Source organism: Nocardia sp. NPDC101769 (assembly GCF_044766925.1).
Lineage (GTDB): Bacteria > Actinomycetota > Actinomycetes > Mycobacteriales > Mycobacteriaceae > Nocardia.
In genome coordinates this window covers 260,519-286,854 of record NZ_JBIWMX010000005.1, presented here as the reverse complement: position 1 = coordinate 286,854, position 26,336 = coordinate 260,519, and the positions used below count along the sequence as shown (strand labels likewise).

The following is a 26,336-nucleotide window of genomic DNA, read 5'->3' as shown; positions in this document are numbered from 1 at the left end:
TCATCACGGAAGCAGCAGGTCGCGATGCTTTCAGGTCAATGCAATGCAGGCCGCTGCAGCGGCGGCCAGAGGCTCGTGATTCAGCGCTCGCCGCACGCTGGCCGGCGTCCACCGGATTCCAACCATCCCCGTGTCGAAAGGATAGATCTCGCCTTCGGCATTCTGCGAGACCAGACCGCCGAAGGCTGCGTCGATGACATCGGAGTCGATAACGACTGTCGTGAGGATCTCGCCCGCAGGCGCCAATGGATTGATACCGATCCCGAAGCACCACGCTCGCACCTTGCCGAGCCGGCGACCTTCAGTGAGGGTCCCGCAGCAATCAGGTAGCCGGCATGTTTGAGTGGCACGCATGGAATCCTCTAGTCCTGCACTGCCTTTGGACGCGCTGCCGTATCCGCCGGGGCGGCTTCCGATCCTCGGCGATGTCGCCAGCGTGGACCGCCATCGCCCGACGCAGCATGAGTTGAAGCTCGCGCAGGCCGGGCTGGGCCCCATCTTCCAGCGCAAGCTGCTCGGCACGCAGCTGATCATCGTGACCGGGGGCCGATTGGCCGCCCAGTGCAACGACGAAACATCTTGGGGGCGTGTGCTTCTCGGACCACTGTCGAAGATCCGGCCGGTCGCCCCGCACGGGATGTTCACCGCCAGCTCGAAAGACCCTCTCTGGGGGCAGGCACGCCGCATCCTCACCCCGGGATTCGCCCAGGCCGCGATGCGCACTTACCACGATGCGATGGCCTCGGTCGCCGACGACCTGACAGCCGAGTGGGCCGCCGCCGGTGGGCGCGGCGTGGACGTGCATTCGGCGATGACCCGCGCGACCCTCGAAGTGATCGCGCGCGCCGGATTCGGGCGCGACCTGCAACTTTTCGCCGCCTCGGGGAAGGACAGCGATTCGCACCGCTTCGTGCGGGAACTGGGCCGCACCCTGCAGTGGGCCTCGGAATCCACCAACGACCTGCCCATCATCGGCGACGTGCGCGCAGCGCTGCGTGCGCCAGGCGTGCGCCGCGACATCGCCTCCCTGCAGCGCTACGTCGACGACCTGATCGCCGACCGCCAGCGCCAGACCCTCAGCGAGGCAACCGATCTGCTCGGATTGATGCTGACCGCGACCGATCCTGAGAGCGGGAAACGCCTGCCCGCGGACAATATCCGCGACCAGACGCTGACGTTCTTGATCGCAGGGCACGAAACCACCGCTGCGCTGCTGGAAGTCACGCTGTACTACCTGGCACAGAACCCTGGCTACCAGGACCGCGTCCGCGCCGAAATGCCTGCGCACGCAACAGGTCTGGGGTATGAGGATGTGGCCAAGATGCGGTTCACGCGCCAGCTGCTCAACGAATGCCTGCGGTTGTGGCCACCCGCGCCGGGCTATTTCCGGATTGCGCGCACCGAGCAGAACCTGGGCGGCTACCGGATCCCGGCCGGGCGCGCGGTATTCGTGCTCGCGCTGGCCGCCCAGCGCGACCCCGACGTATGGGGCCCGGACGCCGAGACCTTCGACCCCGACCGCTTCGATTCCGCCGCGCTGCGCGCGTTCCCCGACCGCTTCTTCCAGCCGTGGGGCACCGGCCCGCGCTCGTGCATCGGGCGCGCGTTCGCTCTGCACGAGGCCACGCTCGTACTCGGCCGACTGGTCGACGCCTTCGACCTGCGCACGACCTCGCCCGCGCTGACACTGCGCGAACGCGGCACCCTACGCCCCGATCCGTTCGAACTGACCGCCCGTGACCGGGTGACCGCGACCGCCAGGAGATAGATCCCCCGATGTCATGGTTTCTCATCGAGGCCCTCGGCCCGCTGGATACCCCGATGACCATCCTCGCCAAGGACGGCGAGCGCCGCGATTGGGTGTCGCTGCGCTCGCTGCAACGCAACGAGGGCGTCGACGTCACCGACTTGGCCGAGTGGGTGCGCCGCTCCGGCTCGGTCTTCGATCAGGTGGTCTCCGGGCGATCAGGTCACATCCGCCATGTCGCCAGATCTGTTGCACTCAAATCCATTTCGCAGAGCCGGGTCTGCTGCACCACGGAGGTTACCACCGGGTGCCTCGGTGTCACGGCTGTGTCCGCAACAGACCGGTGGTGAGCGAATTCAGTTCCACCGCACCATCTGCCCCGACCACGACGGTGCCGCCGATGTTCGCGAGCCTGCCCCCGATGACACAGTTGGGTTCGAAAGCGAACACCATGCCCTCTGCCAGCGGCAGATCGCTGCCGATGGTCGGCACCTCGGCCAGCAGCCCGTACTCGGCGGCCTCCGGCAGCTCGCGCATCCCGTGGCCGAAACCACACACGGTGCCATAGGGATTCATCCCATGCACCAGCGGATGCACATTCCAGCCGCCCGCCGCATCGAGGGGGGCCTTCATCGCCTCGACCACCTGACCGAAGGTATTGCCCGGCCGCAGCACGGCCAACCCGGCCTCGTAGGAAGCGCGCGCCACCTTCGCCGCCACCTCGATATCCGGATGCACCTCACCCACGGCAATGGCCACCTGATGCTGAGATTCGCGCATACCGTACTGGCAGAACACCTCCGCCAGGATCACATCGCCGTCCTCGATGGTCCGTGGCGCCTGCGGGCGGTAGGACCAGACCGGCGGTCCCCAGCAGGCGAACCCGGGACCGGACTGGATGAGCATGCCCGGCGCGACCGTGCCCATCCGGAACGACGCCGACATGCCGGCCGCGTACACCTCGGCCTCGCTCACGCCCGGCGCGGCGACATCCAGCATCGCCGCCGCCATCGCCTCCCCGATCTCGGCCGAACGCCGCAGCACCGCAAGCTCTTCCGCGGACGGGGTCAGCGTACGCAGCAGGAACGGAAACCACACCGGCTTGAAATTCACCTGCGGCAACTGCTGCAGGACCGCCGTCCACAGCCCGTACGGCATGATCGGGTTGAAATGGAACGGCGGATACGGCTCCAAGCCGATCACCCCGACCGCCGACCGCTCCAGCCCGTGCTCCTTCAACACGTCCACGACACCCTGAGCATGCTTGGCCACCCGCATGTTCCGCGGTTCGGTCCAGCACGCCTCGCCGCGGCGACGGGCCTCGATGTGGTCGGCGACATGCATCGGCGACCACACCAGCGAGATCGGATCGGCGTCACGGGGGAAGACCACGATCGCGCCGGGACGCTCATTGGTGAAGTAGACATCCGGGGCGAACGGGGCCGGACCACCGTTCTCGTGTTCGCCATAGACCACCAGAGCATCAACGCCCTGCTCATCCATCAGCTCACGGGCCAACGCCCAACGCCGATCACGTTCGCTCAGTGAGTAATTCGGATACATACGGGTTCCTTCTCCAGGTGTGATTCGACCTGGCAGGAACGCTATGTGCGTTATGGGACCGGAGGATTCAGTCGATCGACCTGTCTGGTACCGACCAGTTTGCTTAGGTAGGGTCCGTCGAGTGCTATACGGGCGTGCCGAAGAGCTGGCGCTGATCGATCAACTCCTGGCGGACGCGCGTACCGGCCGCAGCGGGGCGCACGTGCTGAGCGGGCCCGCCGGCATCGGCAAAACCGCACTGCTCGACTACACCGCGGCGAAAGCCCAGGGACTGCGCGTGATTCGCGTGGCAGGCATCGAATTGGAAGCCGAACTCCCCTTCGCCGGCCTGCATCTACTGCTGCATCCGGTGCTGAACCGGCTCGACGCCCTGCCCGCACCGCAGGCCGCGGCACTGCGGAGCGCCTTCGGGCTGGCCCCGGCCGCACCCGGCGATCGCTTCCTGGTCGGCCTCGCCGTGCTGTCCATGCTGGCTGAACTGGCCGAAGACGGACCGGTGCTGTGCCTCGTCGACGACGCCCAGTGGCTCGACCGATCCTCCACCGAGGCACTGACTTTCGCGGCCCGGCGCCTGCACCACGAAGGCGTTCTGCTGCTGTTCGCGGTGCGCGGCGAAGCCCGGGAACCGGCCGGACTCACCGCGCTCACCACTCGCGAGCTGACCGGACTCGATCCCACCTCCTCGGCCGCGCTGCTGGACGAGCGGTATCCCGAACTCGCCACACAGGTGCGCGCCCGACTCCTGGCCGAAACCGAGGGCAACCCATTGGCCCTGGTCGAACTGCCCTCCGCGCTCAGCACCGAACAACGCACCGGCCACGCACCGGCCGGCCCCTACGACCTGGCCACACTGCCCCTCTCCACCCGGGTGCAGACTGCGTTCGGCGAGCGGGCCGCACGACTGGACGACGCGGCCACCAGCCTGCTGCTGATCGCCGCCGTCGAGGAGACCGGCCGGCTCGAAATCGTCTTGGCCGCCGCGGCCGCCCACCACGCGGGACCCATCGAACTGGCAGCCATCGAGGACTCTGGACTGCTTGTGCGCCAAGGCAATCGGATAACCTTCCGACATCCGCTGGCCCGCGCGGCCGTACTGGGCGCCGCACCTATGCACCGCCGGCTCGACGCGCACCGTGCGCTCGCCGAGGCACTGACCGCGAGCCACTCCCCCGAGGCTGCCGACCGAGCGGCGTGGCACCGCGCCGCTGCCTCGACCGGCCCTGACGACGAGATCGCCACGGCACTCGAGACCACGGCACTGCGGGCCGCCGAACGGGCCGACCACGCGCTCGCCGCCGCGGCCATGGAACGCGCGGCCGAACTGACCGTCGAACCGCACACCGCGGCGCGCCGCCTGACCTGCGCCGCCCACTCAGCGGCGACCGGCGGCGATCTGCAACGGACCGCCGCACTCGTCCGCCGCGCCTACCGCGGACCCGTCCACCAAACGGACGCGCCACGCCTGGATTACCTGCGCGCCATCGTGGAATCGGAATTCGGTTCCCGGCACCAGGCCGCCCGCATCCTGATCGACGCCGCCGGGCGGGCTCCGGCCGACCTCGTGAGCATGATGCTCGTCGACGCTATGCGCAATGGCGTGCTGGTCGGCGATGCCGAACTCACCGAACAGGCCGCGACCCTGCTGCAACAGCGCACCGGCCGGACACCGATCAGCGAGGGAATGATCGGCATGGCCCGCATGCTGGGTGGCGACGACGAAGCCGCGCTACCCCGGCTGCACGCCTGCGCGATGCACGCACACTCCCACCCGGCGGGCCTCAGCCCGGACGAGCGCATGAACGCCGCCGCGATGGGCCTCATGACCGGCCTCGACGACGAGGCACGCGACCTGCTCACGACCCTCGTCACCGATGCCCGCGAGCAGTCCGCACTCCGGCTGCTGCCGATGCGCCTGCACTACCTCGCCTCCGCCGAATACGCCACCGGCCGCCTCCGCGACGCCACGGTCCACGCCGAGGAGGCGCTGACATTGGCCGACTCCATCGGACAACACCACCAAATGGACGGCCTGCGTAGCATTCTCGCCTGGGGTGCGGCACAGACCGGCGACGAGCAGCGCTGCCGGGAACTCGCCGAACCCACCCTCGCCGCCGCCCTCGACCGCGGCGAACTCGCCACCGCGCTACTGGCCACCACCGCGCTCGGGCTGCTCGACCTGGGCGCAGGTCGCTACGACCGGGTACTGGACCGCATCGAATCCGCCTCCCGCGGCCCGATGGGCAGCCACTACATGGCCGTCTTCTTCACACCGCTGCGCATCGAGGCCGCGATGCGCACCGGGCAGCCCGCACGCATCGGCGAAGCTCTCGAACGCTTCCGCCGCTGGGCGGACGCCAGTCGATCACCGTGGATTCAAGGCGTTTACGCACGCTGCCTGGCACAGACGAGCTCTGACGACGAGGCCGGAGCACACTACGCTGCGGCGGTGCGGCTACACGAGAAAGGCGGCCGGCCCTTCGAAAGGGCCCGCACCCAACTGCTGTACGGGGAATGGCTCCGGCGCGCCCGGCACAAGACCGAGGCGCGCACGAGTCTGCGTGCGGCACTGGAGACTTTCGATCGAATCGGCGCGAGCGTCTGGGCCGGCCGAGCCCGGGCCGAGCTGCGCGCGACCGGCGACACCGGCCGGCAACCGGCCACCGCCTCGATACTGGATCTGCTCACACCACAAGAACTTCAGGTGGTCCGCCTGGCCGCGCGCGGACTGTCGAATCGCGAGATCGGCGCGCAGCTGTTCCTCAGCCCCCGCACGGTCGGCTACCACCTCTACAAGGCTTATCCGAAACTCGGCGTCGCAGTGCGGGCCGAACTACCCGCACTGGTCCACCGTCTGTAGCGGGAGCCGGTTCGAGTCAGAACCGGTAGCGCAGGATGCGCGCGCCCTGACGGGACAGGGCGGTGCTGCGGGACATGGTCCGGGTGAGTCCCCGCAGGGGTTGCGGCCAATCGGCTACTTCGGGTGCGCGAGTGAGGAAGTCCTCGTCGATGAGGGTCAGCCCGGCGCCCCAGGATTCCGGTTCACGGGGGTCGTCGAAACCCGCCGCGGCGGTGATGCCGAGCGCCTTGATGGTGGGGTGGTATTTCATCGCCCACGCCGCGAAACGGGTATAGCCGTTGAGGGCTATCTCGCCGGTGCCGAAATGCGTTGTGAGAGCATGGGTCAGGACTTGGAACGAGCTGCCGGGCAAAAAGGGGATCAGCCCCTCGGCGACGATCATGGCCGGCCGATCGCCCGGTATTCCCGCGAGCCAGTCCGTGGTGGTGACGTCCGCGCCCACGAGATGGGAGGGCTCCGGCAGGAATTGCGGGCGCAGCGCGACGACCTCGGGGAAATCGACATCATACCAATCGATTCCGGCGGTCGGCCGACACCGGACCATTCGGGGATCCAGCCCACAGCCCAGGTCGAGCACCACCGCGTCGGGATGCGCGGCGGTGAACGACCGCACGGCATCGTCCAATTTCTTACTGCGCAGCGCAGTTTCGTAGGTCAAGGCGGCCTTGATCTTCAAGGTGTCGAAGTCATAGTCGATCCGATCCGCGATCTCCGCGGAGCGGGTGTCGCCGAGCATTGGGACGCGCAGCTTGCTGTCGAGGGCCTTGGCCCACAGTGTGATCAGCAGGGTTTCCTCGAGCTGATTCAGAGTCAAACGGGTGCGTTGCATGGTCATGCGAAGATCCCGTCCGCGAACCGATGCGGGCGATGTTCGAGCCCGACCGGCGACAGGTTCGGTCCCTGATATCCCTCGGGCCGCTCGGTGAGCTCCCGGTCCGGTATAACCTGGTCGGTCATGTCATTGCCTTTCGTCGAGAACGCAGTACCCGCCCGACGTTAGGAAAAGATCACGTCGCCGGAATCCGTCGAACGACTGGTAGCCAGTCCGGATACTCGGTTGAGCAGCCTGTCGGCCCGGAAGTAGCACCACGCTGTCGAAAGCCCTGGCTCGCCGGGGCTTTCGCAGTCCTCACCAGGAACACCCACGACTCGTGGGCCGATTGCTATTCGGGCACGGTGAAGGCCTCGGTGATGCCGCCGTCCAGCGGGAGTGCGGCGGCAGTGAGGAAGCCGGAATCCTCGCTTGCCAGAAATGCAATCGCGCCGGCCGCCTCATCGAGGGTGCCGAATCGGCCCATCGGCCAGTGCACCAGACGTTTGTCCAGGGCGCCCGGGTTGCGGTCGAAGACCGCTCGCTGTGCGGGCGTCTCGATCGGGCCGAACAGCACGGCGTTCACGCGGATGCCGCTGCGCGCGAGATGAACACCGAGATCCCTGGTCAGCTGGACGACGGCGGCCTTGGCGGCCGTGTAGGCCATCGGGGCGGTCGCCGACCCCAGCGCGGACAGGAACGATGCGGCGTTGATGACCGAACCGCCGACCGGCTCGGTGTCCCGTAGGTGTGGGATGCCGTGTTTGCAGGACAGAAAGATGCTGGTCAGATTGGCATCCTGGACTCGCCGCCAGGTCTCCAGGCTGGTGTCCAGCGCCGAATGGTCGCCGGCATCCATCAGTCCCATGTTGTTGTAGATGACGTCGAGTCGGCCGCGCTCACGTACGACCTCCTCGTACATCGCCTGAACCTGCGGCTCATCGGCAAGGTCAGCCCGCATCGACCTGTCGCCGACCGAATGCTCGACCTTGTCGACGCCGACAACCACCGCGCCTTCACGGGCAAACCTCTCGGCGACAGCCTGACCGATCACGCTGGCGGCACCGTTGACCACACAAACCTTGCCGGCAAGCACCCGCTCCTCCGATCACGCCCACTCGCACGACACCCGTCGATCGCTGGGATCAACGACGAATCCAGATCGAACTACGTTCTGCCGCACCGTAACACCCGCGGATCACCGATCCGATCGATGACCCTCCCTCCGGCAACGGACGAAACAGCCCCGCTCATACCGTGACGGCGCCGACAAATGCCACCGCCGGGCTGATCACCGCTGCACTCACACCAGCGGTATCAGTCCACTCTGTCGTGGCCACCACCAAATACCGCCCGGGCCGACCAGCAGTCGAAATACCTTCGGGGCCGGGGTGACTCCGCCGGGCCCCGGACGACGTGATCGCCGATTCGTGAAGTCGGGTGCGCCGGCGTGGCCGATCGGCCGGGCCGAGGTCCCGGTCGGGCGACCAGTTATTTCGGGGGAAAGTCTCAAAAGTTCGTCACGGTTGGTTTGCTATCCGCTATCCTCACTTCCGAGGCACCGCTGGAGTCCGAAAATTAGTGCAGGCCAACCGTATTGAAATCGGCATGCGGGTCGATGGACCGGCTGGTTGCCGCGTCGTCGGTGCTTCGTGTGGTAGCCGTCCGGACAGCAAGGAAACACCGTGCACGCACGTTCCCTCGTCACCGCACTCGGCGCGCTCGCCGTCACCACCGTGCTCACCACCGGCACCGCGGGCGCGACCGCTACGCTCACCGTCGACACCGCCCGAGAAACCAATGGCAATGCCGTGATCAGTGTTTCCTACCAGTGCAGCGCCGGCCTCGGCGCGGAACTGTCGGTAACGGTCCGCGCCACGCCCTACCTCGGCTCGGGAGTCAACGGCAGCTCCCTCGCCCCGGTCAACTGCATCGGCCAGCCCCAGCAGGCGACCGTCACGGTGAATCCCGTTCAGCTGTTCGGCGAGTCGGCCAAATTCCAATCCGGATCCATCACCGACGTGACAATCACCGTCCTCGACCTGACCCTGAATTCGCCCGTCACGACCACGAAGCGACGCTTCGATCACCTCGGCTGACGAAGCCGGGTCAACGCCCGCCCCGCACCGCCAGGCGCATCCGGGCCTACCCCGCGAAGGACTGGGCGATCGAGCAGGACGTACCGGATGAGGTTCGGGCAGCGTATTCACGCCTGGTCGGCGCTGGGTTCGTCCGCCGATTGCTGCCCGAGTAGCAGACCGGCGGATTCATAGCCTCGGCGGTCACCATCGATGCCGACCGCGCCCTGCCTGCGGATGAGGTGCAACAGGCGTTGACCTCGGCCGGGAACTTCACCGTCGTCTGAGGTCGTGCCCGTGTCCGGTGTCGGACACGGGCACGATCTGGTACCTCGCGAGCGGATTCTCAAGCGCGGCGACGGGCCGCGAACGCGGCGCCGCCGAGTGCTCCTATGGCCAGGGCGATTCCGATGCCGCCGAGCCAGCGAGCAGTGGTGTCGTGGTCGGCGGTGGCCGCCGCGGCCGACTTGTGATCGGAGCCCTTCGGCGCGAGATCCAGTGTGGGGACCGGGCGTTCGGGTTCGGTGCCGTCCGGGTTATCGGCCTGATCCCACTTCACGACCTCGCCGTCCGAATAGGTCTGGGTGGCCGGGAACGTGAGGTGGTCCTGGTCGGGCAGATCGTCTGCGAGCACCTGGAACTGCTGGAACTGGCCGGGTGCGATGCCCGCGCCGGGATCGGCGGTCCAGGTGACGGCGGTGACCTTGCCGGCGGCGTCCTTGGTGATGACCGACTTCCACCCCGGAATCGGCTGGGCGTCGACCGACAGCAGGGACGGGAACTGAACGGTCAGTGCGGTGGTCGGGCTATTGGTGCCGGACTCGTTGGGGACGCGGAAGGTGAGGACCGCGTCGCCGGACTGGGTGGCGTCGGGGGCGGACACGGTGACGTGCGCGGAGGCGACGCCCGCACTGGTGAGGAGGGCGGCGGCGCTGATCGCGGCCGTGATGGCGGTCCGGGAAGCGGAGGAGAGGGCCATGGCAGGAAGTCCGTTCGGAGGTAGCCGAATTCGCCGTGCCCGGGTGTCCCGGCGACGCGGGACACCCGGGACGCGGATCAATTCTGGCTGTTGGTGAGGGTGTTGTACATCTGAATCAGGCTGACCACGGTCACCGGTGCGCCGATGGCGATGGTGCCGATGGCGGTGCCGAGGCCCGCGCCGACACCCGCGCCCGCGATGCAGCCGCCGGGCGCGCCGACCAGGAACGCCGGCGGCATCAGCTCGGTGCCGACGACCGCACCGGCGATGCAGCCGCCGACAAGCCCGATGGCCGCGCCGAGCATGCCACCGATCGCGGTGGCCAGGCCGATCTGAGTGCCCGCCACGCCGAGGGCGTCGTTGAAGTCGTCCTGGGAGAAGATCGGCTTCAGGGCGACCTCGGCGGCGGGGGTGGCCTGCGCGGGGTCGGCACTCGGCGTGAGGGTGATGGTCCGGCCGTCCGCGTCGACCTGCGCAGCGATCGGCCAGTCCTTCTTGTCCAGCTGGTAGGTCAGCGGCATGCCGAAGGCCAGCTTGCCGTCGGCGTCGAGCACCTCGAACTGGCTGCCGCGCACATTGATCCGGCCGGCGTCGGTACGCAGCACGACGGAGTGATCCACCACATTGGCGGTGTAGTGGATGCCGGGAACGATGTCGGTGCTGACGGTGCTGCCCGGTCGTTCCTGGGTCGCGGGGGCGTCGGCGGCGGCGGTGCCGGTGGTGATGGCGAGCGCGGCGACGGCGAGCGCGGCGGTGGCGGTGAACTTGTTCAGGGTCTTCATCAGGGGATGTCCTTCCTCGCGAACTCCGGTCCGCGAGACGAAAAGCTGTGGGGAGGAGGGGAACTACTGCTGCGGTGCGGTGCCGTCACCGGGCTGGGCCAGCGTGAACGTGCGCTGCCCCTCGATGCGGTGTCCGTCCTTGGAGGTCACGGTGAAGTGGGTGGTGTACAGCCCGGCCGGGCCCAGCGGGGCCAGATCGACGCTGAGCGTGCGACCGTCGACGTGCACGTCGCCGACGGAATAGGTGTTGCCGTCCGGACCGCTCACCGCCAATTCCGGATCTTCCACCTTCTCGTTGAAGGTGACGCTCACCTGCGGCGGGCCCGCTTGCAGCACCGCGCCGTCGGCAGGCTCGGCGTGCGTGATATGCGAGTGCGCGTCGGCCACTCCGGTGCCCAGCACCGTCGCGCCGATCAGTGCGGCGGCCAGCACCGTGAACGCGGACCGCAGCCGGGGCAGCCACGTGAATTTGTTGCTCGACAAAGCATTTCCCTTCCACACGCCGACCGGAACGATCGACGGCAGCATGAATCCGTCATTCGCGCAGCACGAATTGCCAATGGTCGATAAACGATCGACACCGCGCGATTTCGATATCAGTGCACAGAGGTCGATTACATACGGCCGCGGGATAATTTCTCACCGCGCGAATTACGCAGCGGTGAGCCGGACCGAAAAATGGACGCACCGATATCCTTCCGGCGCGAACTACGTATCCGCGACGGGCACAAGGACGGCCTCGGACACGCGCGTACCCGGGCCTACCCGGATCAGAGCGCGGTCGCGAGGGCGGAAGAGATCGGCGGGCCACGCCGGGAGATGGCGCCGAGCAGCAGCGCACCGGGCGGCCGGACATGCGTATCGGGCGTGCGGACCAGCCGATCATCGCGCGGCGCAAGCGATTCGAAGTGCGCGAACAGCGACCAGACGGCACGCGATACCGCGGCGTAGATGCGCTCCACGGCGGCGATCAGCAATGCGGCGAGCACGGTGGCCGCGGCGTGTGCGGCCAGCATCGCCCATCCGGTGACGCCCGATCCTTCGACGGTGGCGTGGGAATGACCTGCGACGGTCGCCATCATCAGCGCGTTGTGCGCGAGGAACTGCCCCGCTCCGAGCGCCGCGACGAGCCGTACCCGTCCACGCCCGGCGGGAGATCCGACCGCCGCGCCGACGGTACCGCTGACCAGCAGAAGCAGTGTCAGCGCCGCCGAATGCGGCAGGTCGCCCTCGCAGCCGTGGGCCGCTATGGCCAATAGCCCACAGAGAATTCCGGCCAGACTGCCACGTATTCGGTCACGCGAAGGAGCGCCGGCACAGGCGAGCACAACCATCGTCGACAACCTTCACAGACAAGACCAGAGCCAGAATGGATTCGCGAAGACTATAACCGGTCCTCCAGAATTCCCGAAATCCCTTCCGCGACCTGAAATCAACTCGGCCGCAATACCAATTCGATTCCGAACGGAAGGGATTCGGCGGCCCGGCCCAACCGGTTCGACATCGGGCGGCGGGTTATAGATATCCACTCTGAATCGGTGGCATAGGCTACAGCGAGCACGAGGTTGTCTCCGATCCCGTTCAGACGAAGGAGTGACCGTTTCGATGAACAATTCACGGATCTATCGAGCCGGGTTCACCGGCGTCGCCGCGGCCGCGGCGGTCGTGATCACGGCCGCACCCGCGGGCGCCCATGTCAGCGTCTCCGGGCCCGATGCCACCCGGGGCGGTTCGGCCGTATTGACGTTCCGGGTGCCAAACGAGTCGGCCACCGGCAGCCCGACCACCGCACTGGCCGTGCAGTTCCCGGCGCTCACGGAGGTGAACACCCAGGCGATGCCCGGGTGGCGCGCGGAGGTCTCGCGGAACGCCGACCACAAGGTCACCGGCGTCACCTGGACTGCGGACGCGGGCGGCGGCATCGGCCCCGGACAGTTCGGGTCCTTCGCCGTACTGGCCGATGGCCTGCCCGACACCGATTCGATCACCATGCCCGCCACTCAGACGTATGCGGATGGGCAAACCGTGAAGTGGGACCAGACGTCGTCGGGTGGCTCCGAGCCCGAGAATCCCGCTCCGGTCCTGCAATTGGCCCCGAAGCAGTCCGGGGCGGCGGCCGACCACGGTGATGTCAGGACCGCGACGCCGCAGTCCCGGTCGGAGAAGGACACGACGGCCCGCTGGCTCGGCAGCATCGGCATCGTGCTGGGTGCACTGGGCCTGCTCGGCGGCCTCGGCCTCGGATTCGCCCGCCGCAAGTCCTGACGCGTTACCCGACCCCGCACCGCGGCCGACCGGTACGCCCACCCGGGCACGTACCCGTCGGCCGCGCGTCTTCTCAGTGGCTGTGGTTGTGGCCGTGACGGGCCGTCGTCGTCGGAGCGGGCGGCCCGGACTGGTCGGGAGCAGCCCACGCGCCGACCGCCCAGGCCGCACCGAACACGACCGCGAGCACGAGCACGAATCCGGCAATCCTGGGTATGACGCCGAACCGTGTACTCATCGCCGATCCCTCTCTGGCAGTCACTCGAGTCCGCTCGGTCACCCGAGGCTGAAGGGCTGTCCCCAGAGCGTGACCCAGGTCTTGACGTTATCGGTTTCCACTTCGACGTTCACGAACGAGCGGGCCTGAGCGTAGCCGCCGCAGCCCGACAGGCCGATGGTCTCGTCGGACCAGCTGACGCTGCCGTTCAGACCGTGGAATTCATTGCGCCAGCGGTGGATCTCACGGCCGAAGTCGTCGGGCTGCTCCAGATCCAGCAGGTGGAAGGCCTGGGCCTGCCCCGGGCCGAGGGTGAGGTTGCCGCCGCCATTGACACCCGCCTGCGGGGTCACATTGCCCTGGTTGTCCCAGCTGGCCCCGACGCTGGGACCGCCGTTCACGCCGCCGCCGTCGATGGCGACCTGGCAGCCGACGACATATCCGGGGTCGATGCGGCCGCCCTTGGCGGTGGTTCCGGACAGCTGCACCGAGACGGCACCGGAAGCCCAAGCGTTGCGGTGCACGGGTGTCGCGCCCATCGACGGGCTGATGGTGGCGGATTCGCCGGTCAGCGTGACGTCGATGACGGTGCCGTCGGACAGGGTCTGGGTCAGGTGGCCGCCGGGCAGCGGCACGAAGGTGTCGGCGTGGGCTGCCCCGGCGGCGGACAGGCCCAGGGCGACGGTGGCGGCCGCGCCGATTCCGGCCAGCCGGGCCGCGGACTTACGGAACTGCATGATGATTTCCCTCTGGGTATCGAATTCGCTGATGCGAGAAGTGAATTGGCGATGTCGGCCGACGTCAGCCGATGCTGAACGGCTGCCCGTAGAGGGTGGTCTTGGAGTAGTGGTCGCCGATGATCTCGACCACGGTGTAGGCGCGCGCCTGGGCGTAGCCGGCGCAGCCCTGGATCTGGATTTCGGCGTCCCGGTATTCCACCGAGTAGGTGCCCGCCTTCAGGATGTCCTTGTAGTCGATCTGCACGAATTGCACCTGGCCGGGGCCGAGGTTCACGCCGATGGACCCGCCGAGGCTACCGCCGTTGAGGCTGAGCGAGCCCGAGATCCCGGCCGAGACGGCATTCTCGCCGATGCTCACCTGGCAGCCGACGATATAGCCGGTGCTGATCTGGGAGGCGCCGTGCGTGGAGGAGTTGTTGGAGCCGGCCTGGTTCACCGGACCGTTGTTGGGACCGACGGTGCCGTCGGGCGTTTCGGTGACGTCGGCGGTCGCGATGCCGGAAACCCAGACCACCCGGCCCGCACCATTGGCCGCCAGAGACGGTGAGGCCACGGCGTGTTCGCCGGTGCGGGTGACCGTGACGCCCGGCGCGGACTTCTGCCCGTCCGGCAGCGGCACGAAGGTGTCGGCATCGGCCGCGCCGGTGGAGAGCAGGCCGATGGCCACGGCCGCCGCTGCCCCGGCGCCCGCGACACGGGCGCCGTGACGCACGGCGGAATTCTGGATTTCTCTCACGAATGGTCCTTCATCAACTGTGACTTGCGTTTTCCGGAGAGTTAGTCGGATGCGACCGCCCCCGGTTCCCGGCCGCAACGTGAGGTGTGTCACCGAATTCGGTTCAGGCAGACCGACTTTCGTGCGATTCCGCCATCCGCCGCAGGGCGCGGCGATCGACCTTCCCCGCCGGGCCCAGTGGCAGTGCGGGCAATGCGAGCAGGCGCTCGGGGAACTTCCGCGGTTCCAGGCCGCGCCCGGCGAGATACTCGGTGAGGTCGCGCAGGGTCAGTGTCGCGGTGGCGGCGACGCAGGCGCACAACCGTTCTCCGTACAGCGGATCCGGCACCGCCACGCAGGCCACGTCGGTGATGGCCGGATGGGTGAGAAGCAGCGATTCCACCTCGGCCGGGCTGATATTGAGCCCACCCCGAATGACGACGTCCTTGCTGCGGCCCACGATCGTCAGGTATCCGTCCGGATCGAGGACGCCGAGGTCACCGGTCCGGGTCCAGCCGTCGGGGGTGCGCAGTGTGCGATCCAGTTCGGCGTCGTCGACGTAGCACATCGGCGACATCGGCCCGCGGGACACGATCTCCCCCACCGATCCGGGTGGCAGGCTGGTGAATTCCCGGTCCACGACCCGGATTTCGGCGACGGCCGGATGGGGACGACCGGCGGTGGTGGCGCGTTCGGGCGGATCGTCGAGGGCGGTATGGCAGGAGACGCCGTCAGCGGATCCGTAGAGATTGATCACCGGGCAGCCCAGCACCTCGCGACCGCGTACGGCGGTCGGCGTATCGAGGGCGGAGCCGCCGACCACCACCGCCCGCAGGCTCGACAGGTCCGAGGTGGCGACGGCCGGATGATCGAGCAGCATGCGCAGCATGGTCGGGACGCCGAGCAGATGTGTGGGAGCGGCCCTTTCGATCATGGCGAGGGTCGCGGCGGGCTCGAACCTGGGCTGCAACACCAGCGTCGCCCCCAGGGTGGCCAGGGTGACCGACGTGCCGCTGGAACCGAACGCCGAGGCCAGCGGAACCAGGAACATATTGCGCATGGTGGACGGATCCTCGTGTAGCGCGGCCAGCATGGCCCCCCGCCCGCCCGCCAGCGCATTGTGCGAGTAGAGCACCATTTTCGGTTCGGCCTCCGAGCCGGAGGTGACCAGAATCCGGGCCGGGCCGTCGGGATCCACGGTCCGGGCGCGGAATTCGCACGCGTCGGTGGCGAGCAGGGCGTGCACGGGCACGCAGCCGCGCGCGACGTGCCGCCCGACGGCGACGACCGCGCGGAGTGCGGGCAGTTCGGCCGCCATTTCGCGGATGCGTGCGGCGCAGGGGAAGCTATTGTGTTCGGCCAGGGTGATGACGACGACGGCTTCGGAGCGCCGCAGCAGGCTCGCCGCTTCCCGGCCGCCGCGTCCCACCGGGAAAGGCAGCGCGACCGCCCCGAGTGCGGCAATGGCCAGGTCCGCGGCCCAGGCCAGGCGTCCGTTCGGAAGCTGCACGGCGACAACATCGTCGGCGGTTACGCCGAGCCCGGACAGTCCGGCCGCCAGCCGCCGGGCCTGTTCATCGAGCTCGGCGTAGGTGACGGTGCCGTCGGCGTCGATCACAGCGGGCTTGTCCGGATGCTGTGCGCACCGCGCGGTGTAGAGCGTGTAGATATCGCGGCCGGGGTAGTACCCGGATCGAGCCCAGGAGTTCCGGAGCTCACCGGGCACCAGGTCCGAATACCAGTGCGCGGCCGTCCTTTCGCTGCCGCTCACGAGATTCTCCACGGGGTGCTGAGAGCGGGGCAGCCGAATTCGTCGCGGCCGATCACCGCGGCGAAGCGCGCATCGGTGAGAAGGTCACCGAGATCGGTGGCGACCGCCACGGTGCCGGTCGTCCAGCCGTCCCCGTCGGGAATCGGCTGCCGATCCGCCGTCTGCGGGCGGACGCCACAGCGGCGCAGCGTATTCGAGGCGCTCAACAGGCTGCTCTCGACTGCGGCACCGGTGCGGTCGCGCTGCCGCAGCAGCAGTCCGGCGACGGCGGCCTCCGCTCCCAGGATGCCGCCGAGCACGTCGAGCAGGGTCATCAGCGAGGGTGCGGGCGGTGCGCACGGCGGGCCGACCAGTTCCGCGAGGCCGGTGCGGGCCTGGACCATGAAGTCGGTGCCGGGCGGCAGATCGGCGAGCTCGAGGCCGGACCAGCCGGAGGTGTAGACGTGAACGATGCCGGGCGGCATGTCGGTGGCCGAGAGTTCCAGCCCCTCGGCCTTACCGGGAGCCCAATTGTGCAGGAATACATCGGATTCGGCGGCGAGCGCCCGCAGGCGCTTCCGGTCTGCGGTGGATTTGATGTCGAACTCGGCCGCCCGCTTGCACCGGTTGAGGGCCAGCCAGCGCGACGACAGATCGCCGCTGCACGGCGGCATCTCGCGCAGCGGGTCGCCGCCCGGCGGTTCGATACGCGTCACGTCGGCTCCGAGCAGGCGCAGCAGGTGAGCGGCCAGCGGCGCTTGCACCCGGCGGCCCGCTTCCAGGACGACGAGGCCGCTCAGCGGAGTTTCGAGGGTACCGTGACATCGATCCGGCTGGGCGAGCAGCGAATTCGGGACCGGCATCACCGTCCACGGCGCAGGCAGCGACTGCGGGGAGGGCGTATCGGATTCCGCCGCGCTGTACAGGCGGCACACCTGTACCCCGGAGTGCGCGGCGACCGCCCGGATCTGGTCGAAGGTGTACGCGCGGGCGGTGTCGTGCAGGTTCTCGGCGAGCGGTGCGGTCGCGGTGGCGTAGCGGAATTGGAAGGGCCGCCAGCCTTTTCGCCAGGCCCCGGGTCCCGCACCCAACTCCGTCCAGAACGCACCCCATGGCTCCGGTTGCAGCGACTCGATTTCGAAGCGGATGCCGTCGGCGCTCGTGAACGGCGGGCCACCCGGGGCGAGGCCCACGGCTTCGGGATCGTCGGCGCCGGCCGCGGCCAGGTACTGGGAGATCGACAGCAGGGCGGCCTCGGCGACGCTGGTCTCGACCCGGGCGAAGCCACCCGGCGCGGTCAGCAGGCTTGCCAGCAGCGCGGTTCCGGCGAGAACCCCCGCGGCGGTCTCGCAATAGTCGACCGAGAGTCCCCGAGGCCGACCGGCCCGGCGCCCGTTGACGTGCATGACCCCGCAGATCGCCTGCACGGCAGTCTCATTCGTGAGCGCCGGTTCGGTGAGCGGGCCCGCCCAATCCACCGTCAGCTCGCGCCGCGTGCCGTCCGGGAGGGCCAGGTGCGCCGTCGCCGCTACGCCGCGGGGCAGATCGCCGACTGTGACGGCCGCGCCGAGTGCGTCGAGGTGGATGCGCAGCACCTCGGCCGCCGAGCCGGACCCGCTGACGGTCGCGGTCGCGCCCGCGAGCAGAGGGGCGACCGCCGGGATGGTTGCATGTGTGTGCGACATTGCGCGCCTTCCGCCGGATTCGGGTGTGCAGTCAACGAGTCGGCCGGAAGGGCAGAAGAGTTCCGATAAATGGTTCGATCGGGACATGCCACCCGAATCACCCCCTGCATCCACTGCGTCCACGACCCTGTCGACCCGGGTTCGGGAATTCGTTGACTCCCAGGTCATTCCGCTCGAGGAGGCGCTCGACGCCGATGACCGCGCGGCGTGGGCCACCCTGCGCGAGCAAGCCATAGTCGCCGGACTGTGGGCGCTGCCCCTGCCACGGGAACACGGCGGCGGAGGCGTCCCGCTGACGGACTACCTCGCGCTCGCGGAGCTGGAGGGCCGCAGTGATCACGGGCCTGAGGCGCTCGGTTCCTCGGCGCTGCTCACCGTCCGCATGCTGGGCGCGCACGCGCATTCGGAGCTGCGTGCGCGCCTGCTACCGGAGCTGGTGACCGGTACAGCCAAGGCGGCGTACGCCATGACCGAGCCCGGAGTGGCCGGATCCGATCCGAGCGGACTGCGCACCATGGCAGTCCGCGACGGATCCGGTGGATGGATCGTGACCGGTCGCAAATGGTTCATCACGGCCGCCGCCCGCGCCGACTGGGTGCTCGTCGTCGCCCGCACCGGCATGGATCTGCCCACCCGGCAAGCGTTCTCGATCCTGGCCGTACCGACCACCGCCGCGGGATTCCGGGTGATCCGAGAGGTCGACGTGCTCGGAGTGGGCGGCCAGCACGAGATCGAATTCGATCGGGTCCGCGTGCCCGGCACGCACCTGCTGGGCGCGGTCGGCGCCGGGATGGCGCTGGCGGCCGAACGGCTCGCGCTCGGACGTACCCTGCGCGCGCTGCGCTGGATCGGGCAGGCCCAGCGCGCCGTGGAACAACTCGCCCGCCGCGCGACCGAACGCCGACTCGGCGACGGCGTTCTCGCCGATCGCCAGCTGATCCAGCAGCTGGTGTTCGAGTCCGAGCTACAGCTCCGCTCGGCACGCCTGCTCGCCGCCGAGGCCGCCCGCCCGGTGGTTGCCGACGCCCCCGCCCATGTCGAGGTCGGCCTGGCCAAGACCGCCGCCGCCCGAGCCCTCGGCACCGCCGTGGATGCCGCCATCCAGGTCTACGGCGCCGAGGGCCTCACCGCCGCAACGGGTCTCCCCCGCCTGCTGCGCACCGCCCGCGCCGCGCGCATCCTCGACGGCGCGGACGAATTCCACATCACCGCCACCGCCCGCCGCCTCCTGCGGGACTACTCCGGCCACGGTCTACCGCCCGCCAACTGAGGCCCCACCCGGTGCGGCGATCGTCGGACCGTGGGAATCGCCCGCCGGCGCGAGAGCCGTTCGCGTGGCGGCGAAGTCGCTTCGGCCCCAAGCGATTCGGGCGGAGTCCATAGCGACGCGTTGCCCTTCACCGAGGGGTGGATCGCGGATCGATCCATGTCGGCCCGGCCGGGTATGTCCGCGAGAGGCGGCCGGCAACGGACGGCGACCTCGAAATCCCGGGAACCGAATAGATTCGCGGCACGACTTGTGGATCGACGACGAGTGGAGCTGAGGGTGCGAGCGGGATCCAGGGTGGAGCTGACCGGGGTGTGCTGTGCGCACGACCGGCGGCCGGTCGTGCGAGACGTCGATCTGGTGGTCGAGCCCGGTGAGCGGGTCGCGCTCACGGGTACCAACGGGTCCGGGAAGACGACGCTGCTGCGTGCGCTGCTGGGGCTGCACCCGGTGTCGTCGGGTGTCATTGCCGTGGACGGGGATCGGGCGCGGTCGGCGCGGGATTGGGATCGCCGCCGCAAGGTCGCGGCCTGGATTCCGCAGCGGCAGGCCTCCGGCCGGTTTCCGCTGCTGGCGCGCGAATTGCTGGTCAGCAGTGGCGATCTCGGCGCGGCGCTGGAGGCCGGCGAGCGGCTCGGCGTGGCGGATTTCGCGGATCGGCCGCTGGACACGCTGTCGGGCGGTCAGTTGCAGCGCATGTATCTGGCCCGCGCGGTCGGCTGCGTCGCCGCGGGCGCACGACTACTGCTGGCCGACGAGCCCACGGCCGCACTCGATTTCGCCGGTCAGGCCGAAGCGGCCGAATTACTGGTGGCGCTACCTGTGACCGTGCTGGTGGTCACCCATGATCGAGCGCTGGCCGACCGCTGTGATCGCGTGCTCGAGATGGCCGACGGCCGGTTGCGCGAAATCCCCGCTCGGCACGAGGAGATCGCGTGAACAGCGCCGCGAATTTCATGGACGTGTGGCAGCTGGCTCCGGTGCAGCGCGGGTTGTTCGCGCTGGTGCTGGGTGCGGTCGGACTGCCGATCGTGGGCGTGGTCATCATTGGGCTGGACATCATGCCGGTGCGGTTCGCCATGATGCACGTGGCGCTGCTCGGCATCGCGGTCGGCATGCTGACCGGGCTGGACCCCATGCTCTGCGCCCTGGTGGCCTGCGGCGGATCGGGCGCGGCGCTGACGCCGCTGGCCCGCAGCCGCACCGGATTGTCCGGGGCCATGGGCCTTTTGATGAGCCTGTCCATCGCGGGCGCGCTGCTGGTGCTGTCGATCTCGGGCGTCAACGCCAATGGCGCATTCGAACTACTTTGGGGATCCATCCTGGCCACCCGCACGCCCGATGTGGTGCTGCTCGGTGTGCTCGCCGCAGTGGTGCCGCTGCTGTTCGTGCTGCGCCGCCGCCAGATCGGACTGCTGCTGCACGATCGGGAACTGGCCGCCTGCTCCGGTGTACGAGTGGACCGGCTCACCCTGATCCTGCTGGTGCTGGTCGCGATCGCGGTCGCCGCCGGCATCCGGCTCACCGGCGCGCTGCTGGTGGACGCGCTGACCCTGCTGCCCGCCCTGGCCGCGCGGCGGCTGGCGAATTCGCTCACCACCATGGCGATCACCGCAGTCGCGGTGGGCGTGGTGGTGAATATCGCGGGCTTCACGCTCGCGGTGGCGCTGGACCTGCCGCCCGGTCCGGTCCTGGTGCTGCTGGCGGGGGCGGTCGCCCTCGTCGTTCATGTGATACCCGATTGGAGAAAACGAGGATGGCCATCATCCGACGAAACCGGCTCGCGCGCATCGCGATCGGTGCCGTTGCACTGATCACCGGTGCGGCCGTTGCCACCGGCTGTTCTTCGAGCAGCGACCTTGGCCACAACGGCCCGCATGTGGTGGCCGCGAGTTCGTGGGAAGCGGCGTTCGCCAAAGCCGCCGGGGCCTCGGACGTGACGGTCATCGTGCCCGCCGCCATCAAGCACGCCCCCGATTACGATCCCAAGCCCTCGGATCTGGCCACGGTCGCCAAGGCCGACTTCGTGCTGTACGCGCAGTTCGAAGGCTTCGCGGGCAAGATCAAGGACGCGGCCGGATCGAAGGCCAAGCTGGTCGAGGTCAATCTCGACAATGCCAAGGACACCATGGAATCCGAGGTGCGCCGCCTGGGCGACCTGTTCGGCACCCGCACCACCGCCGACAAGTGGATCATCGATTTCGAGACCGAGTACGGCAAGCTCGCCACCGACGTCAAGACCGCCTGGCCGGGCGGGCAGCCGCCGAAGGTGGTGCAGCAGGCGTTCATGGGCTTCGCCGCCCAGCTGTCCGGCGCGCAGGTGCTCGGCACCTACGGTCCGGCACCCATCACCCCGGGGCAGGTCGCGGATCTCTCCGCCAAGAACCCGCAGTATGTGCTGGGCAATGAGCAGATGAGCACCGGCCAGGTGCTGCCCGGCTCGTCCGCCAAGCAGATCGATCTCACCAATTACCCCACGCAGGACCAGGACCTGCTCTCGGTCTACCGGGACGCCGCCACCAAGCTCACCGCAGCGATGCACGGCTGAGCGGCCGGGCCGGGCTGGGCGGCGTGTCCGACGGGGGCGATCACAGTTCGGCTGGATCGACCTCGCCGGACAGGATCGCCAGCGCGGGCATGAGAAAGAAATCGCCCCAGATCAATTCGTGGCGGGTCGTCGTCCACCCACCCCGTGTCCGGCGCGCCACCACCACGCCACCACTGCCGCCCCGGCGAACGCCCCCGATACCAGGGTCCACGCGGGTCCGTAGCGGCCGTCCGAGGTGTCCACGAGCGCACCGAAAACCGGTGGCCCGATGACGAATCCGGCGAAGAATCCCGCCGACACCACCGCCGAATCACGGCCCACCTGCTCGGGCGCGGCCGTCGCGATGACGGTCATCATCGAGACCGCGTTCGCCGAGACCGCACAGCAGCCGATGCCGAGCGCGCCCAGCCACACCCAGCCACTCCACCAGGTCCCGACGAGAATGCCCAGCGCCGCGACCGCCGCACCGAAGGCCAAGGGCCCCAGCAGGATCGCCGGAGTGGGCAATCTGGACGACCACCGGGTCCAGACCACTCGCCCGGCGACTCCGGCGACACCGAGCACGGCGACCAAGGCGCTCGCCGCGCTCGCGGACAGTCCCAGCTGCTTGGCGGCGTACAGCGCGATATAGGTGTTGATCGCCGAGATTCCGATCCCGAGCAGCACCGAGTAACCACACATCCAGCCCGCGTCGCCGTGCGGGCGTGCCACCGCCAGTGGCGAAAGGCGGGGCGGCTGCGGATCTTTCGCCATCGTCAGCGCAGCGGCTGCCGCCAGCGCCGCTGTCGACGCCGCGGTGGCCACGGCCGCGCGCCAGCTCACCGCGCCCGCGATCGCCGCCAAGGGCAAGCCCGCGAGAAACGCGCCGAACTGCACGCCCGACTGCTTCCATCCGGCCACCGCACCGCGTGCGGAGGCCGGAACACGAGTTGCGATCAATTGATTGGTCGCGGGGTTGGCCAAAGCCTGCCCCAGCCCCGACACCGCGATCGCCGCCACCAGACCCCCGTAGCCCGGTGCCGCCGCGAACAGGGCGAGGGCCAGCGTGGACAGCGCGAACATCCCGATCAGGCAGCGGCGGGCGCCCAGCGCCGCCACCATGGGACCGACAACCGGCGACAGTATCGCCGCTACCCCGAACCCGGCCGCCACCAGCAAACCCAGTTGCCCTGTGGCAATACCGAATTCGCCGACCAGCCGGGGACCCAGCGCGCCCAGCAGGAACAGCGGCAGCATCGACAGGGCCATCGCCGTGGTCAGCAGCACCGTCAGCACCGCGCTGCGGATGGCCGTGACCGCCGGGGTTTCCGCGCGCACACTCACATCCGACAAGTCGAACGAGCAGCGGCCCCGGTTCCCGTGGATTCGGTCGGGACTCGGCTCGCCGTCCGGCCCGCCCGGAACTTCGCTCCGGGCCTGCGCGACCATTGAGCCATGAGGTGCGAAACGATCCGCGAAGCGCTGTCCGCGCGAATCGACGGCGAACAGGAGCCCATCGCGGCCGGATCGGCCGATCGGCACCTGGACGCCTGCGCCGATTGCCGTTCCTGGTACCGGCACGCGGAATCGCTGCACCAGACGATGACAGCGACCCCGGCACCCCCGGTTCCCGACCTCACGGCGGACATCCTGCGACAGCTGCCACCGAACTTGCCGCTCAGCTCGGTCCCGTGACGATGGGCCGGTCGGGCTCCTTCCACGCGAGGACCAGGGATTCCCGGGCACGGGCCACCCGGGAACGGACGGTCCCGACCGGACAGCCGACGGCCTCGGCCGCCTCCGCGTAGGACAGCCCGAGCATCTGGGTGAGCACGAACGCCTCCCGGCGGTCGTCGGGTAGACCGCGCAAAAGGTCTGCGATGGCGAGCATTTCGGGGAAATCGGAACTGTCACGCTCGCAGCGCTCATCGATCGCGGTCTGCCAGTCGCCGGGTGCCTTCTTCGGGCGCACTGCGGCGCTTCGGATCCGGTCCACGACGGTGCGCCGGGCGATGGACAGCAACCAGGTTCGCGCCGAGGATCTGCCGGCGAAACCGGGCAGGCTGCGCAACGCGCGGAGATAGGTCTCCTGGGTGAGGTCGTCGGCGGATTGCACATCGGTCAGATGCGCCATGAAACGCCAGATGTCGCGCTGGGTCCCGCGAATGAACTCTTCGAGGGCGCCGCGGTCGCCACGACCGGCGGCCAGCGCGAGCGCGGTCAGCTGATCATCCGCCGAGACCGCGGGGCTGTTCGGGGCCGGGTTCGCCCGGATGAGACCGCGCGCAGACGCTGACGCGGAAGGGATTAGATGCATTGCCAAGCCTTCGATTACAGACGCCACAGCAATGAGACGTCGATCGGAATCGGTCGCCGCACGATCAGCGGCACACCGCGAAGGGGGCGGTCGATCAGTCACCGGTGGGCGAATTCGCCACCGGCAGTGAGCTGTTCAGACCTGGAATGCACACGCGGGCGGGCCGCGACGAGCCAGCACATGCCGTAGCAGGGTTTCCGATGGCTTCGGAACCCGGTGTTCCCCCATCCGCCCGGCCGGCAGACCGGCAGGCACACTCGGATGGAGATAGACGAGCAGCATCGGCACGAAAAAGCGCGCATACAGCGCACGCAGCAATGCGAACAAGGCCCGTTCGCCGCGCCACAGCCAGATGCCGCAGCACATCGCGGCCAGTGAGTGCGCCGCGATCATCGCCGGAGGGATCGACCCGGCGCCCGCGCCGTCGCCCATCCCACCGCCGTGGTTCACGTGGCCGCCCGACATCGGCGCGAGCCCGAACCACAGATGCAGGACCACCTGCATACCGGCCAAACCACCGACGATGGGCAGCACACCCCACTGCCGATCCGCGAAAGCCCATGCCACCGCGGCGGTCGCGGCGCACGCCACTACCAGCGCCGAGAACGACAGCCCGTGCCCGACCACGTGACCGTGCCCAGCGGCCGACACCGCGACGGCGATCACGGCGAAAATCGCCGCCCGCACGGCACGCGACGCCGGAGTCACGAGTGGGTCGGTCATGGCACGCTCCATCGTCGCATCACCACGCGAACGCCTGTGCCAGAGGGCTTCTCGACCTCACGTCATCCCATGAATGCAGTGTCGGGATCGGGCACACGTCGATAGGACGGCTCAGTCCCCGCCCGGGTTCAGCACCGCGGTGCGATCACCTCGGCCGACAGGCCGGATTCACTCCGACGCGGCCGAGTTCCAGCGCTGCTCGACCTTGGCCCAGCGCCAGTAGGCGACGGCGATGATCCAGGCCAGCACGAACAGGCCGACGATGCCGAAACCGACATTGTTCAGGTTGATTCCGGCGATCCAGTCGGTGATCGGGTTGACGAAGTCGGCGTCGTCGTGGAGGACGGTTATCAGTTCGATGGAGCCGACGATCAGCGCCACCGCGATCGACAGGGCGGTGATGGTGAGGTTGTAGTAGATCTTGCGGATCGGCTCGGAGAAGGCCCAGTCGTAGGCCACGTTCATGAACAGTCCGTCGAGGGTGTCCATCAGACTCATGCCCGCGGCGAACAGCAGCGGCAGCACCACGATCGCGTACCAGGGCAGTCCGGCCGCGGCGCCGGAACCGGCGAGGGCCAGCAGGGCGACCTCGGTGGCGGTGTCGAAGCCCAGCCCGAACAGCACGCCCACCGGATACACCTGCGCCGGCCGGCGCACCGCCCGCATGACCGGGCCCAGCAGCCGGGCCAGCGCACCGCGGGCCTGCAGGGCGGCCTCCAGCTCCTCGGCATCGAACTCGCCGCGCCGGGTGCGCTGGAACACGCGCCAGATCCCGATCAGCGCAACCACATTGAGCAGCCCGATCAGATACAGGAACGATCCGGACGCCACCGTCGACACCATGCCCAGGGTCTTCCGGGTGGGCGAATCCTCATCGACCAGCTCGCCGACCACCCGCGCACCGGCCACCACCAGCGCGGCCAGCACGAACACGATCGTCGAGTGCCCCATGGCGAACCAGAACCCGACCGATTTGGGCCGCTGCCCATCGGTCATGAGCTTCCGGGTCGTATTGTCGATCGCCGCGATGTGGTCCGCGTCGAACGCATGCCGCAGGCCGAACGCGTATGCGGTGAAACCCAATCCGACCCCGAACACCTGCGACCCGAGCTGATAGCTGTGCGGCGCCACCGCCCCGAACAGCAGCCCGAACGCCACCACATGGATGGCCGCGACCACCCCGAGCAGCACCCCCGCCTCGATCCAGTCCCGCCGCGACCAGTCGTGCAGGACATGCCGCAACCGACGGCGCGCGGGGACAGCGGAATTCGAACCAGGATCGACAGACATGCGCACAGAGACCTTCTCGGGGA

General features: G+C 68.8%; 28 protein-coding genes. 10 read left to right on the top strand and 18 right to left on the bottom strand.

The genetic code is table 11. The features are described from left to right. Positions 1-30: 30 nt before the first annotated feature. On the bottom strand, positions 31-354 hold the full coding sequence (locus ACIRRA_RS12155; RefSeq protein ID WP_402766548.1) for a hypothetical protein: 324 nt from the start codon (positions 352-354) through the stop codon (positions 31-33). Between ACIRRA_RS12155 and ACIRRA_RS12150 the strand changes: the two genes are divergently transcribed. Beyond that, on the top strand, positions 353-1,768 hold the full coding sequence (locus ACIRRA_RS12150; RefSeq protein WP_402766546.1) for a cytochrome P450: 1,416 nt from the start codon (positions 353-355) through the stop codon (positions 1,766-1,768). The genes ACIRRA_RS12155 and ACIRRA_RS12150 overlap by 2 nt on opposite strands. Before the next feature lie 8 nt (positions 1,769-1,776). Continuing rightward, positions 1,777-2,097 (top strand): GAF domain-containing protein, encoded by a 321-nt coding sequence (locus ACIRRA_RS12145; RefSeq protein ID WP_402766544.1) that lies wholly within the window; start codon positions 1,777-1,779, stop codon positions 2,095-2,097. Here the strand turns inward: ACIRRA_RS12145 and ACIRRA_RS12140 are convergent. Beyond that, entirely contained in the window at positions 2,066-3,310 is a 1,245-nt protein-coding gene (locus tag ACIRRA_RS12140; protein WP_402766542.1) for a M24 family metallopeptidase, read from the bottom strand. The genes ACIRRA_RS12145 and ACIRRA_RS12140 overlap by 32 nt on opposite strands. 121 nt (positions 3,311-3,431) lie before the next feature. On the opposite strand from ACIRRA_RS12140, the gene ACIRRA_RS12135 reads away from it, so the two are divergent. Beyond that, the gene (locus tag ACIRRA_RS12135; RefSeq protein ID WP_402766540.1) at positions 3,432-6,167 is read left to right on the top strand and encodes a helix-turn-helix transcriptional regulator; all 2,736 of its coding nucleotides are present in this window, start codon (positions 3,432-3,434) and stop codon (positions 6,165-6,167) included. A 16-nt stretch (positions 6,168-6,183) separates the two neighbouring features. Here ACIRRA_RS12135 and ACIRRA_RS12130 read toward each other — a convergent pair whose 3' ends face one another. From ACIRRA_RS12130 to ACIRRA_RS12120, 3 genes are all read right to left on the bottom strand, one after another. After that, the gene (locus ACIRRA_RS12130) at positions 6,184-7,002 is read right to left on the bottom strand and encodes a class I SAM-dependent methyltransferase (protein ID WP_402766538.1); all 819 of its coding nucleotides are present in this window, start codon (positions 7,000-7,002) and stop codon (positions 6,184-6,186) included. After that, positions 6,999-7,124: a hypothetical protein gene (locus ACIRRA_RS12125; RefSeq protein ID WP_402766536.1), complete on the bottom strand. Its 126-nt coding sequence runs from the start codon at positions 7,122-7,124 to the stop codon at positions 6,999-7,001. The genes ACIRRA_RS12130 and ACIRRA_RS12125 overlap by 4 nt, the downstream gene beginning before the upstream one ends. Positions 7,125-7,330: 206 nt before the next feature. After that, complete coding sequence (locus ACIRRA_RS12120) at positions 7,331-8,053, bottom strand: SDR family oxidoreductase (RefSeq protein WP_402766534.1); 723 nt, start codon at positions 8,051-8,053, stop codon at positions 7,331-7,333. Positions 8,054-8,663: 610 nt separating this feature from the next. Here ACIRRA_RS12120 and ACIRRA_RS12115 point away from each other — a divergent pair. Continuing rightward, positions 8,664-9,077 carry a hypothetical protein gene (locus ACIRRA_RS12115; protein WP_402766532.1) on the top strand — a complete coding sequence of 138 codons (414 nt, stop codon included), beginning with the start codon at positions 8,664-8,666 and terminating at the stop codon, positions 9,075-9,077. 325 nt (positions 9,078-9,402) lie between these two features. Here ACIRRA_RS12115 and ACIRRA_RS12110 read toward each other — a convergent pair whose 3' ends face one another. From ACIRRA_RS12110 to ACIRRA_RS12095, 4 genes are all read right to left on the bottom strand, one after another. Further along, the gene (locus ACIRRA_RS12110) at positions 9,403-10,035 is read right to left on the bottom strand and encodes a YcnI family protein (protein WP_402766530.1); all 633 of its coding nucleotides are present in this window, start codon (positions 10,033-10,035) and stop codon (positions 9,403-9,405) included. Between the two features lie 77 nt (positions 10,036-10,112). After that, positions 10,113-10,817 (bottom strand): hypothetical protein, encoded by a 705-nt coding sequence (locus ACIRRA_RS12105; RefSeq protein WP_402766528.1) that lies wholly within the window; start codon positions 10,815-10,817, stop codon positions 10,113-10,115. Between the two features lie 63 nt (positions 10,818-10,880). Continuing rightward, the gene (locus ACIRRA_RS12100) at positions 10,881-11,300 is read right to left on the bottom strand and encodes a copper resistance protein CopC (protein ID WP_402766526.1); all 420 of its coding nucleotides are present in this window, start codon (positions 11,298-11,300) and stop codon (positions 10,881-10,883) included. 287 nt (positions 11,301-11,587) lie between these two features. Further along, positions 11,588-12,073 carry a hypothetical protein gene (locus ACIRRA_RS12095; RefSeq protein WP_402766525.1) on the bottom strand — a complete coding sequence of 162 codons (486 nt, stop codon included), beginning with the start codon at positions 12,071-12,073 and terminating at the stop codon, positions 11,588-11,590. Between the two features lie 349 nt (positions 12,074-12,422). Between ACIRRA_RS12095 and ACIRRA_RS12090 the strand changes: the two genes are divergently transcribed. Continuing rightward, complete coding sequence (locus ACIRRA_RS12090; RefSeq protein WP_402766523.1) at positions 12,423-13,082, top strand: YcnI family protein; 660 nt, start codon at positions 12,423-12,425, stop codon at positions 13,080-13,082. Positions 13,083-13,155: 73 nt separating this feature from the next. Here the strand turns inward: ACIRRA_RS12090 and ACIRRA_RS12085 are convergent, their stop codons facing one another. The 5 genes from ACIRRA_RS12085 to ACIRRA_RS12065 all read right to left on the bottom strand — a co-directional run bounded on the left by ACIRRA_RS12085 (position 13,156) and on the right by ACIRRA_RS12065 (position 18,189). Continuing rightward, positions 13,156-13,320, bottom strand: coding sequence for a hypothetical protein (locus ACIRRA_RS12085; RefSeq protein ID WP_402766521.1), 165 nt, complete (start codon positions 13,318-13,320; stop codon positions 13,156-13,158). A gap of 38 nt (positions 13,321-13,358) precedes the next feature. Further along, entirely contained in the window at positions 13,359-14,036 is a 678-nt protein-coding gene (locus ACIRRA_RS12080) for an MspA family porin (protein WP_402766519.1), read from the bottom strand. 64 nt (positions 14,037-14,100) lie between these two features. Then, complete coding sequence (locus ACIRRA_RS12075; RefSeq protein ID WP_402766517.1) at positions 14,101-14,775, bottom strand: MspA family porin; 675 nt, start codon at positions 14,773-14,775, stop codon at positions 14,101-14,103. A 103-nt stretch (positions 14,776-14,878) separates the two neighbouring features. Next, complete coding sequence (locus ACIRRA_RS12070; protein ID WP_402766515.1) at positions 14,879-16,525, bottom strand: AMP-binding protein; 1,647 nt, start codon at positions 16,523-16,525, stop codon at positions 14,879-14,881. Next, entirely contained in the window at positions 16,522-18,189 is a 1,668-nt protein-coding gene (locus ACIRRA_RS12065; protein WP_402766513.1) for a CoA transferase, read from the bottom strand. Before ACIRRA_RS12065 ends, ACIRRA_RS12070 begins: the two co-directional genes overlap by 4 nt. An 85-nt stretch (positions 18,190-18,274) precedes the next feature. On the opposite strand from ACIRRA_RS12065, the gene ACIRRA_RS12060 reads away from it, so the two are divergent. From ACIRRA_RS12060 to ACIRRA_RS12045, 4 genes are all read left to right on the top strand, one after another. Further along, positions 18,275-19,459, top strand: coding sequence for an acyl-CoA dehydrogenase family protein (locus ACIRRA_RS12060; protein WP_402766511.1), 1,185 nt, complete (start codon positions 18,275-18,277; stop codon positions 19,457-19,459). Between the two features lie 276 nt (positions 19,460-19,735). After that, positions 19,736-20,395 carry a metal ABC transporter ATP-binding protein gene (locus tag ACIRRA_RS12055; RefSeq protein WP_402766509.1) on the top strand — a complete coding sequence of 220 codons (660 nt, stop codon included), beginning with the start codon at positions 19,736-19,738 and terminating at the stop codon, positions 20,393-20,395. Continuing rightward, positions 20,392-21,270 carry a metal ABC transporter permease gene (locus ACIRRA_RS12050; protein WP_402766507.1) on the top strand — a complete coding sequence of 293 codons (879 nt, stop codon included), beginning with the start codon at positions 20,392-20,394 and terminating at the stop codon, positions 21,268-21,270. The genes ACIRRA_RS12055 and ACIRRA_RS12050 overlap by 4 nt, the downstream gene beginning before the upstream one ends. Continuing rightward, the gene (locus ACIRRA_RS12045; protein ID WP_402766505.1) at positions 21,213-22,004 is read left to right on the top strand and encodes an ABC transporter substrate-binding protein; all 792 of its coding nucleotides are present in this window, start codon (positions 21,213-21,215) and stop codon (positions 22,002-22,004) included. The genes ACIRRA_RS12050 and ACIRRA_RS12045 overlap by 58 nt, the downstream gene beginning before the upstream one ends. Before the next feature lie 111 nt (positions 22,005-22,115). Here ACIRRA_RS12045 and ACIRRA_RS12040 read toward each other — a convergent pair whose 3' ends face one another. Further along, complete coding sequence (locus tag ACIRRA_RS12040) at positions 22,116-23,327, bottom strand: MFS transporter (RefSeq protein ID WP_402766503.1); 1,212 nt, start codon at positions 23,325-23,327, stop codon at positions 22,116-22,118. A 111-nt stretch (positions 23,328-23,438) separates the two neighbouring features. On the opposite strand from ACIRRA_RS12040, the gene ACIRRA_RS12035 reads away from it, so the two are divergent. Then, a complete protein-coding gene (locus tag ACIRRA_RS12035) occupies positions 23,439-23,678 on the top strand; it encodes a zf-HC2 domain-containing protein (protein WP_402766501.1) in 240 nt (79 codons plus the stop codon). Here the strand turns inward: ACIRRA_RS12035 and ACIRRA_RS12030 are convergent. From ACIRRA_RS12030 to ACIRRA_RS12020, 3 genes are all read right to left on the bottom strand, one after another. Beyond that, on the bottom strand, positions 23,662-24,300 hold the full coding sequence (locus tag ACIRRA_RS12030) for a sigma-70 family RNA polymerase sigma factor (protein WP_402766603.1): 639 nt from the start codon (positions 24,298-24,300) through the stop codon (positions 23,662-23,664). The genes ACIRRA_RS12035 and ACIRRA_RS12030 overlap by 17 nt on opposite strands. Before the next feature lie 135 nt (positions 24,301-24,435). Next, complete coding sequence (locus ACIRRA_RS12025) at positions 24,436-25,023, bottom strand: hypothetical protein (RefSeq protein WP_402766499.1); 588 nt, start codon at positions 25,021-25,023, stop codon at positions 24,436-24,438. A gap of 168 nt (positions 25,024-25,191) precedes the next feature. Then, positions 25,192-26,313 carry a HoxN/HupN/NixA family nickel/cobalt transporter gene (locus ACIRRA_RS12020; protein WP_402766497.1) on the bottom strand — a complete coding sequence of 374 codons (1,122 nt, stop codon included), beginning with the start codon at positions 26,311-26,313 and terminating at the stop codon, positions 25,192-25,194. Positions 26,314-26,336 lie beyond the last annotated feature (23 nt).

Bases quoted from the DNA above. Each gene is read 5' to 3' on its own strand.
- ACIRRA_RS12150 (WP_402766546.1), top strand. From the start codon at position 353: ATGGAATCCTCTAGTCCTGCACTGCCTTTGGACGCGCTGCCGTATCCG.
- ACIRRA_RS12155 (WP_402766548.1), bottom strand. From the start codon at position 354: ATGCGTGCCACTCAAACATGCCGGCTACCTGATTGCTGCGGGACCCTC.
- ACIRRA_RS12145 (WP_402766544.1), top strand. From the start codon at position 1,777: ATGTCATGGTTTCTCATCGAGGCCCTCGGCCCGCTGGATACCCCGATG.
- ACIRRA_RS12140 (WP_402766542.1), bottom strand. From the start codon at position 3,310: ATGTATCCGAATTACTCACTGAGCGAACGTGATCGGCGTTGGGCGTTG.
- ACIRRA_RS12130 (WP_402766538.1), bottom strand. From the start codon at position 7,002: ATGACCATGCAACGCACCCGTTTGACTCTGAATCAGCTCGAGGAAACC.
- ACIRRA_RS12125 (WP_402766536.1), bottom strand. From the start codon at position 7,124: ATGACCGACCAGGTTATACCGGACCGGGAGCTCACCGAGCGGCCCGAG.
- ACIRRA_RS12110 (WP_402766530.1), bottom strand. From the start codon at position 10,035: ATGGCCCTCTCCTCCGCTTCCCGGACCGCCATCACGGCCGCGATCAGC.
- ACIRRA_RS12105 (WP_402766528.1), bottom strand. From the start codon at position 10,817: ATGAAGACCCTGAACAAGTTCACCGCCACCGCCGCGCTCGCCGTCGCC.
- ACIRRA_RS12090 (WP_402766523.1), top strand. From the start codon at position 12,423: ATGAACAATTCACGGATCTATCGAGCCGGGTTCACCGGCGTCGCCGCG.
- ACIRRA_RS12085 (WP_402766521.1), bottom strand. From the start codon at position 13,320: ATGAGTACACGGTTCGGCGTCATACCCAGGATTGCCGGATTCGTGCTC.
- ACIRRA_RS12080 (WP_402766519.1), bottom strand. From the start codon at position 14,036: ATGCAGTTCCGTAAGTCCGCGGCCCGGCTGGCCGGAATCGGCGCGGCC.
- ACIRRA_RS12065 (WP_402766513.1), bottom strand. From the start codon at position 18,189: ATGTCGCACACACATGCAACCATCCCGGCGGTCGCCCCTCTGCTCGCG.
- ACIRRA_RS12060 (WP_402766511.1), top strand. From the start codon at position 18,275: ATGCCACCCGAATCACCCCCTGCATCCACTGCGTCCACGACCCTGTCG.
- ACIRRA_RS12045 (WP_402766505.1), top strand. From the start codon at position 21,213: ATGGCCATCATCCGACGAAACCGGCTCGCGCGCATCGCGATCGGTGCC.
- ACIRRA_RS12035 (WP_402766501.1), top strand. From the start codon at position 23,439: ATGAGGTGCGAAACGATCCGCGAAGCGCTGTCCGCGCGAATCGACGGC.
- ACIRRA_RS12030 (WP_402766603.1), bottom strand. From the start codon at position 24,300: ATGCATCTAATCCCTTCCGCGTCAGCGTCTGCGCGCGGTCTCATCCGG.
- ACIRRA_RS12025 (WP_402766499.1), bottom strand. From the start codon at position 25,023: ATGACCGACCCACTCGTGACTCCGGCGTCGCGTGCCGTGCGGGCGGCG.
- ACIRRA_RS12020 (WP_402766497.1), bottom strand. From the start codon at position 26,313: ATGTCTGTCGATCCTGGTTCGAATTCCGCTGTCCCCGCGCGCCGTCGG.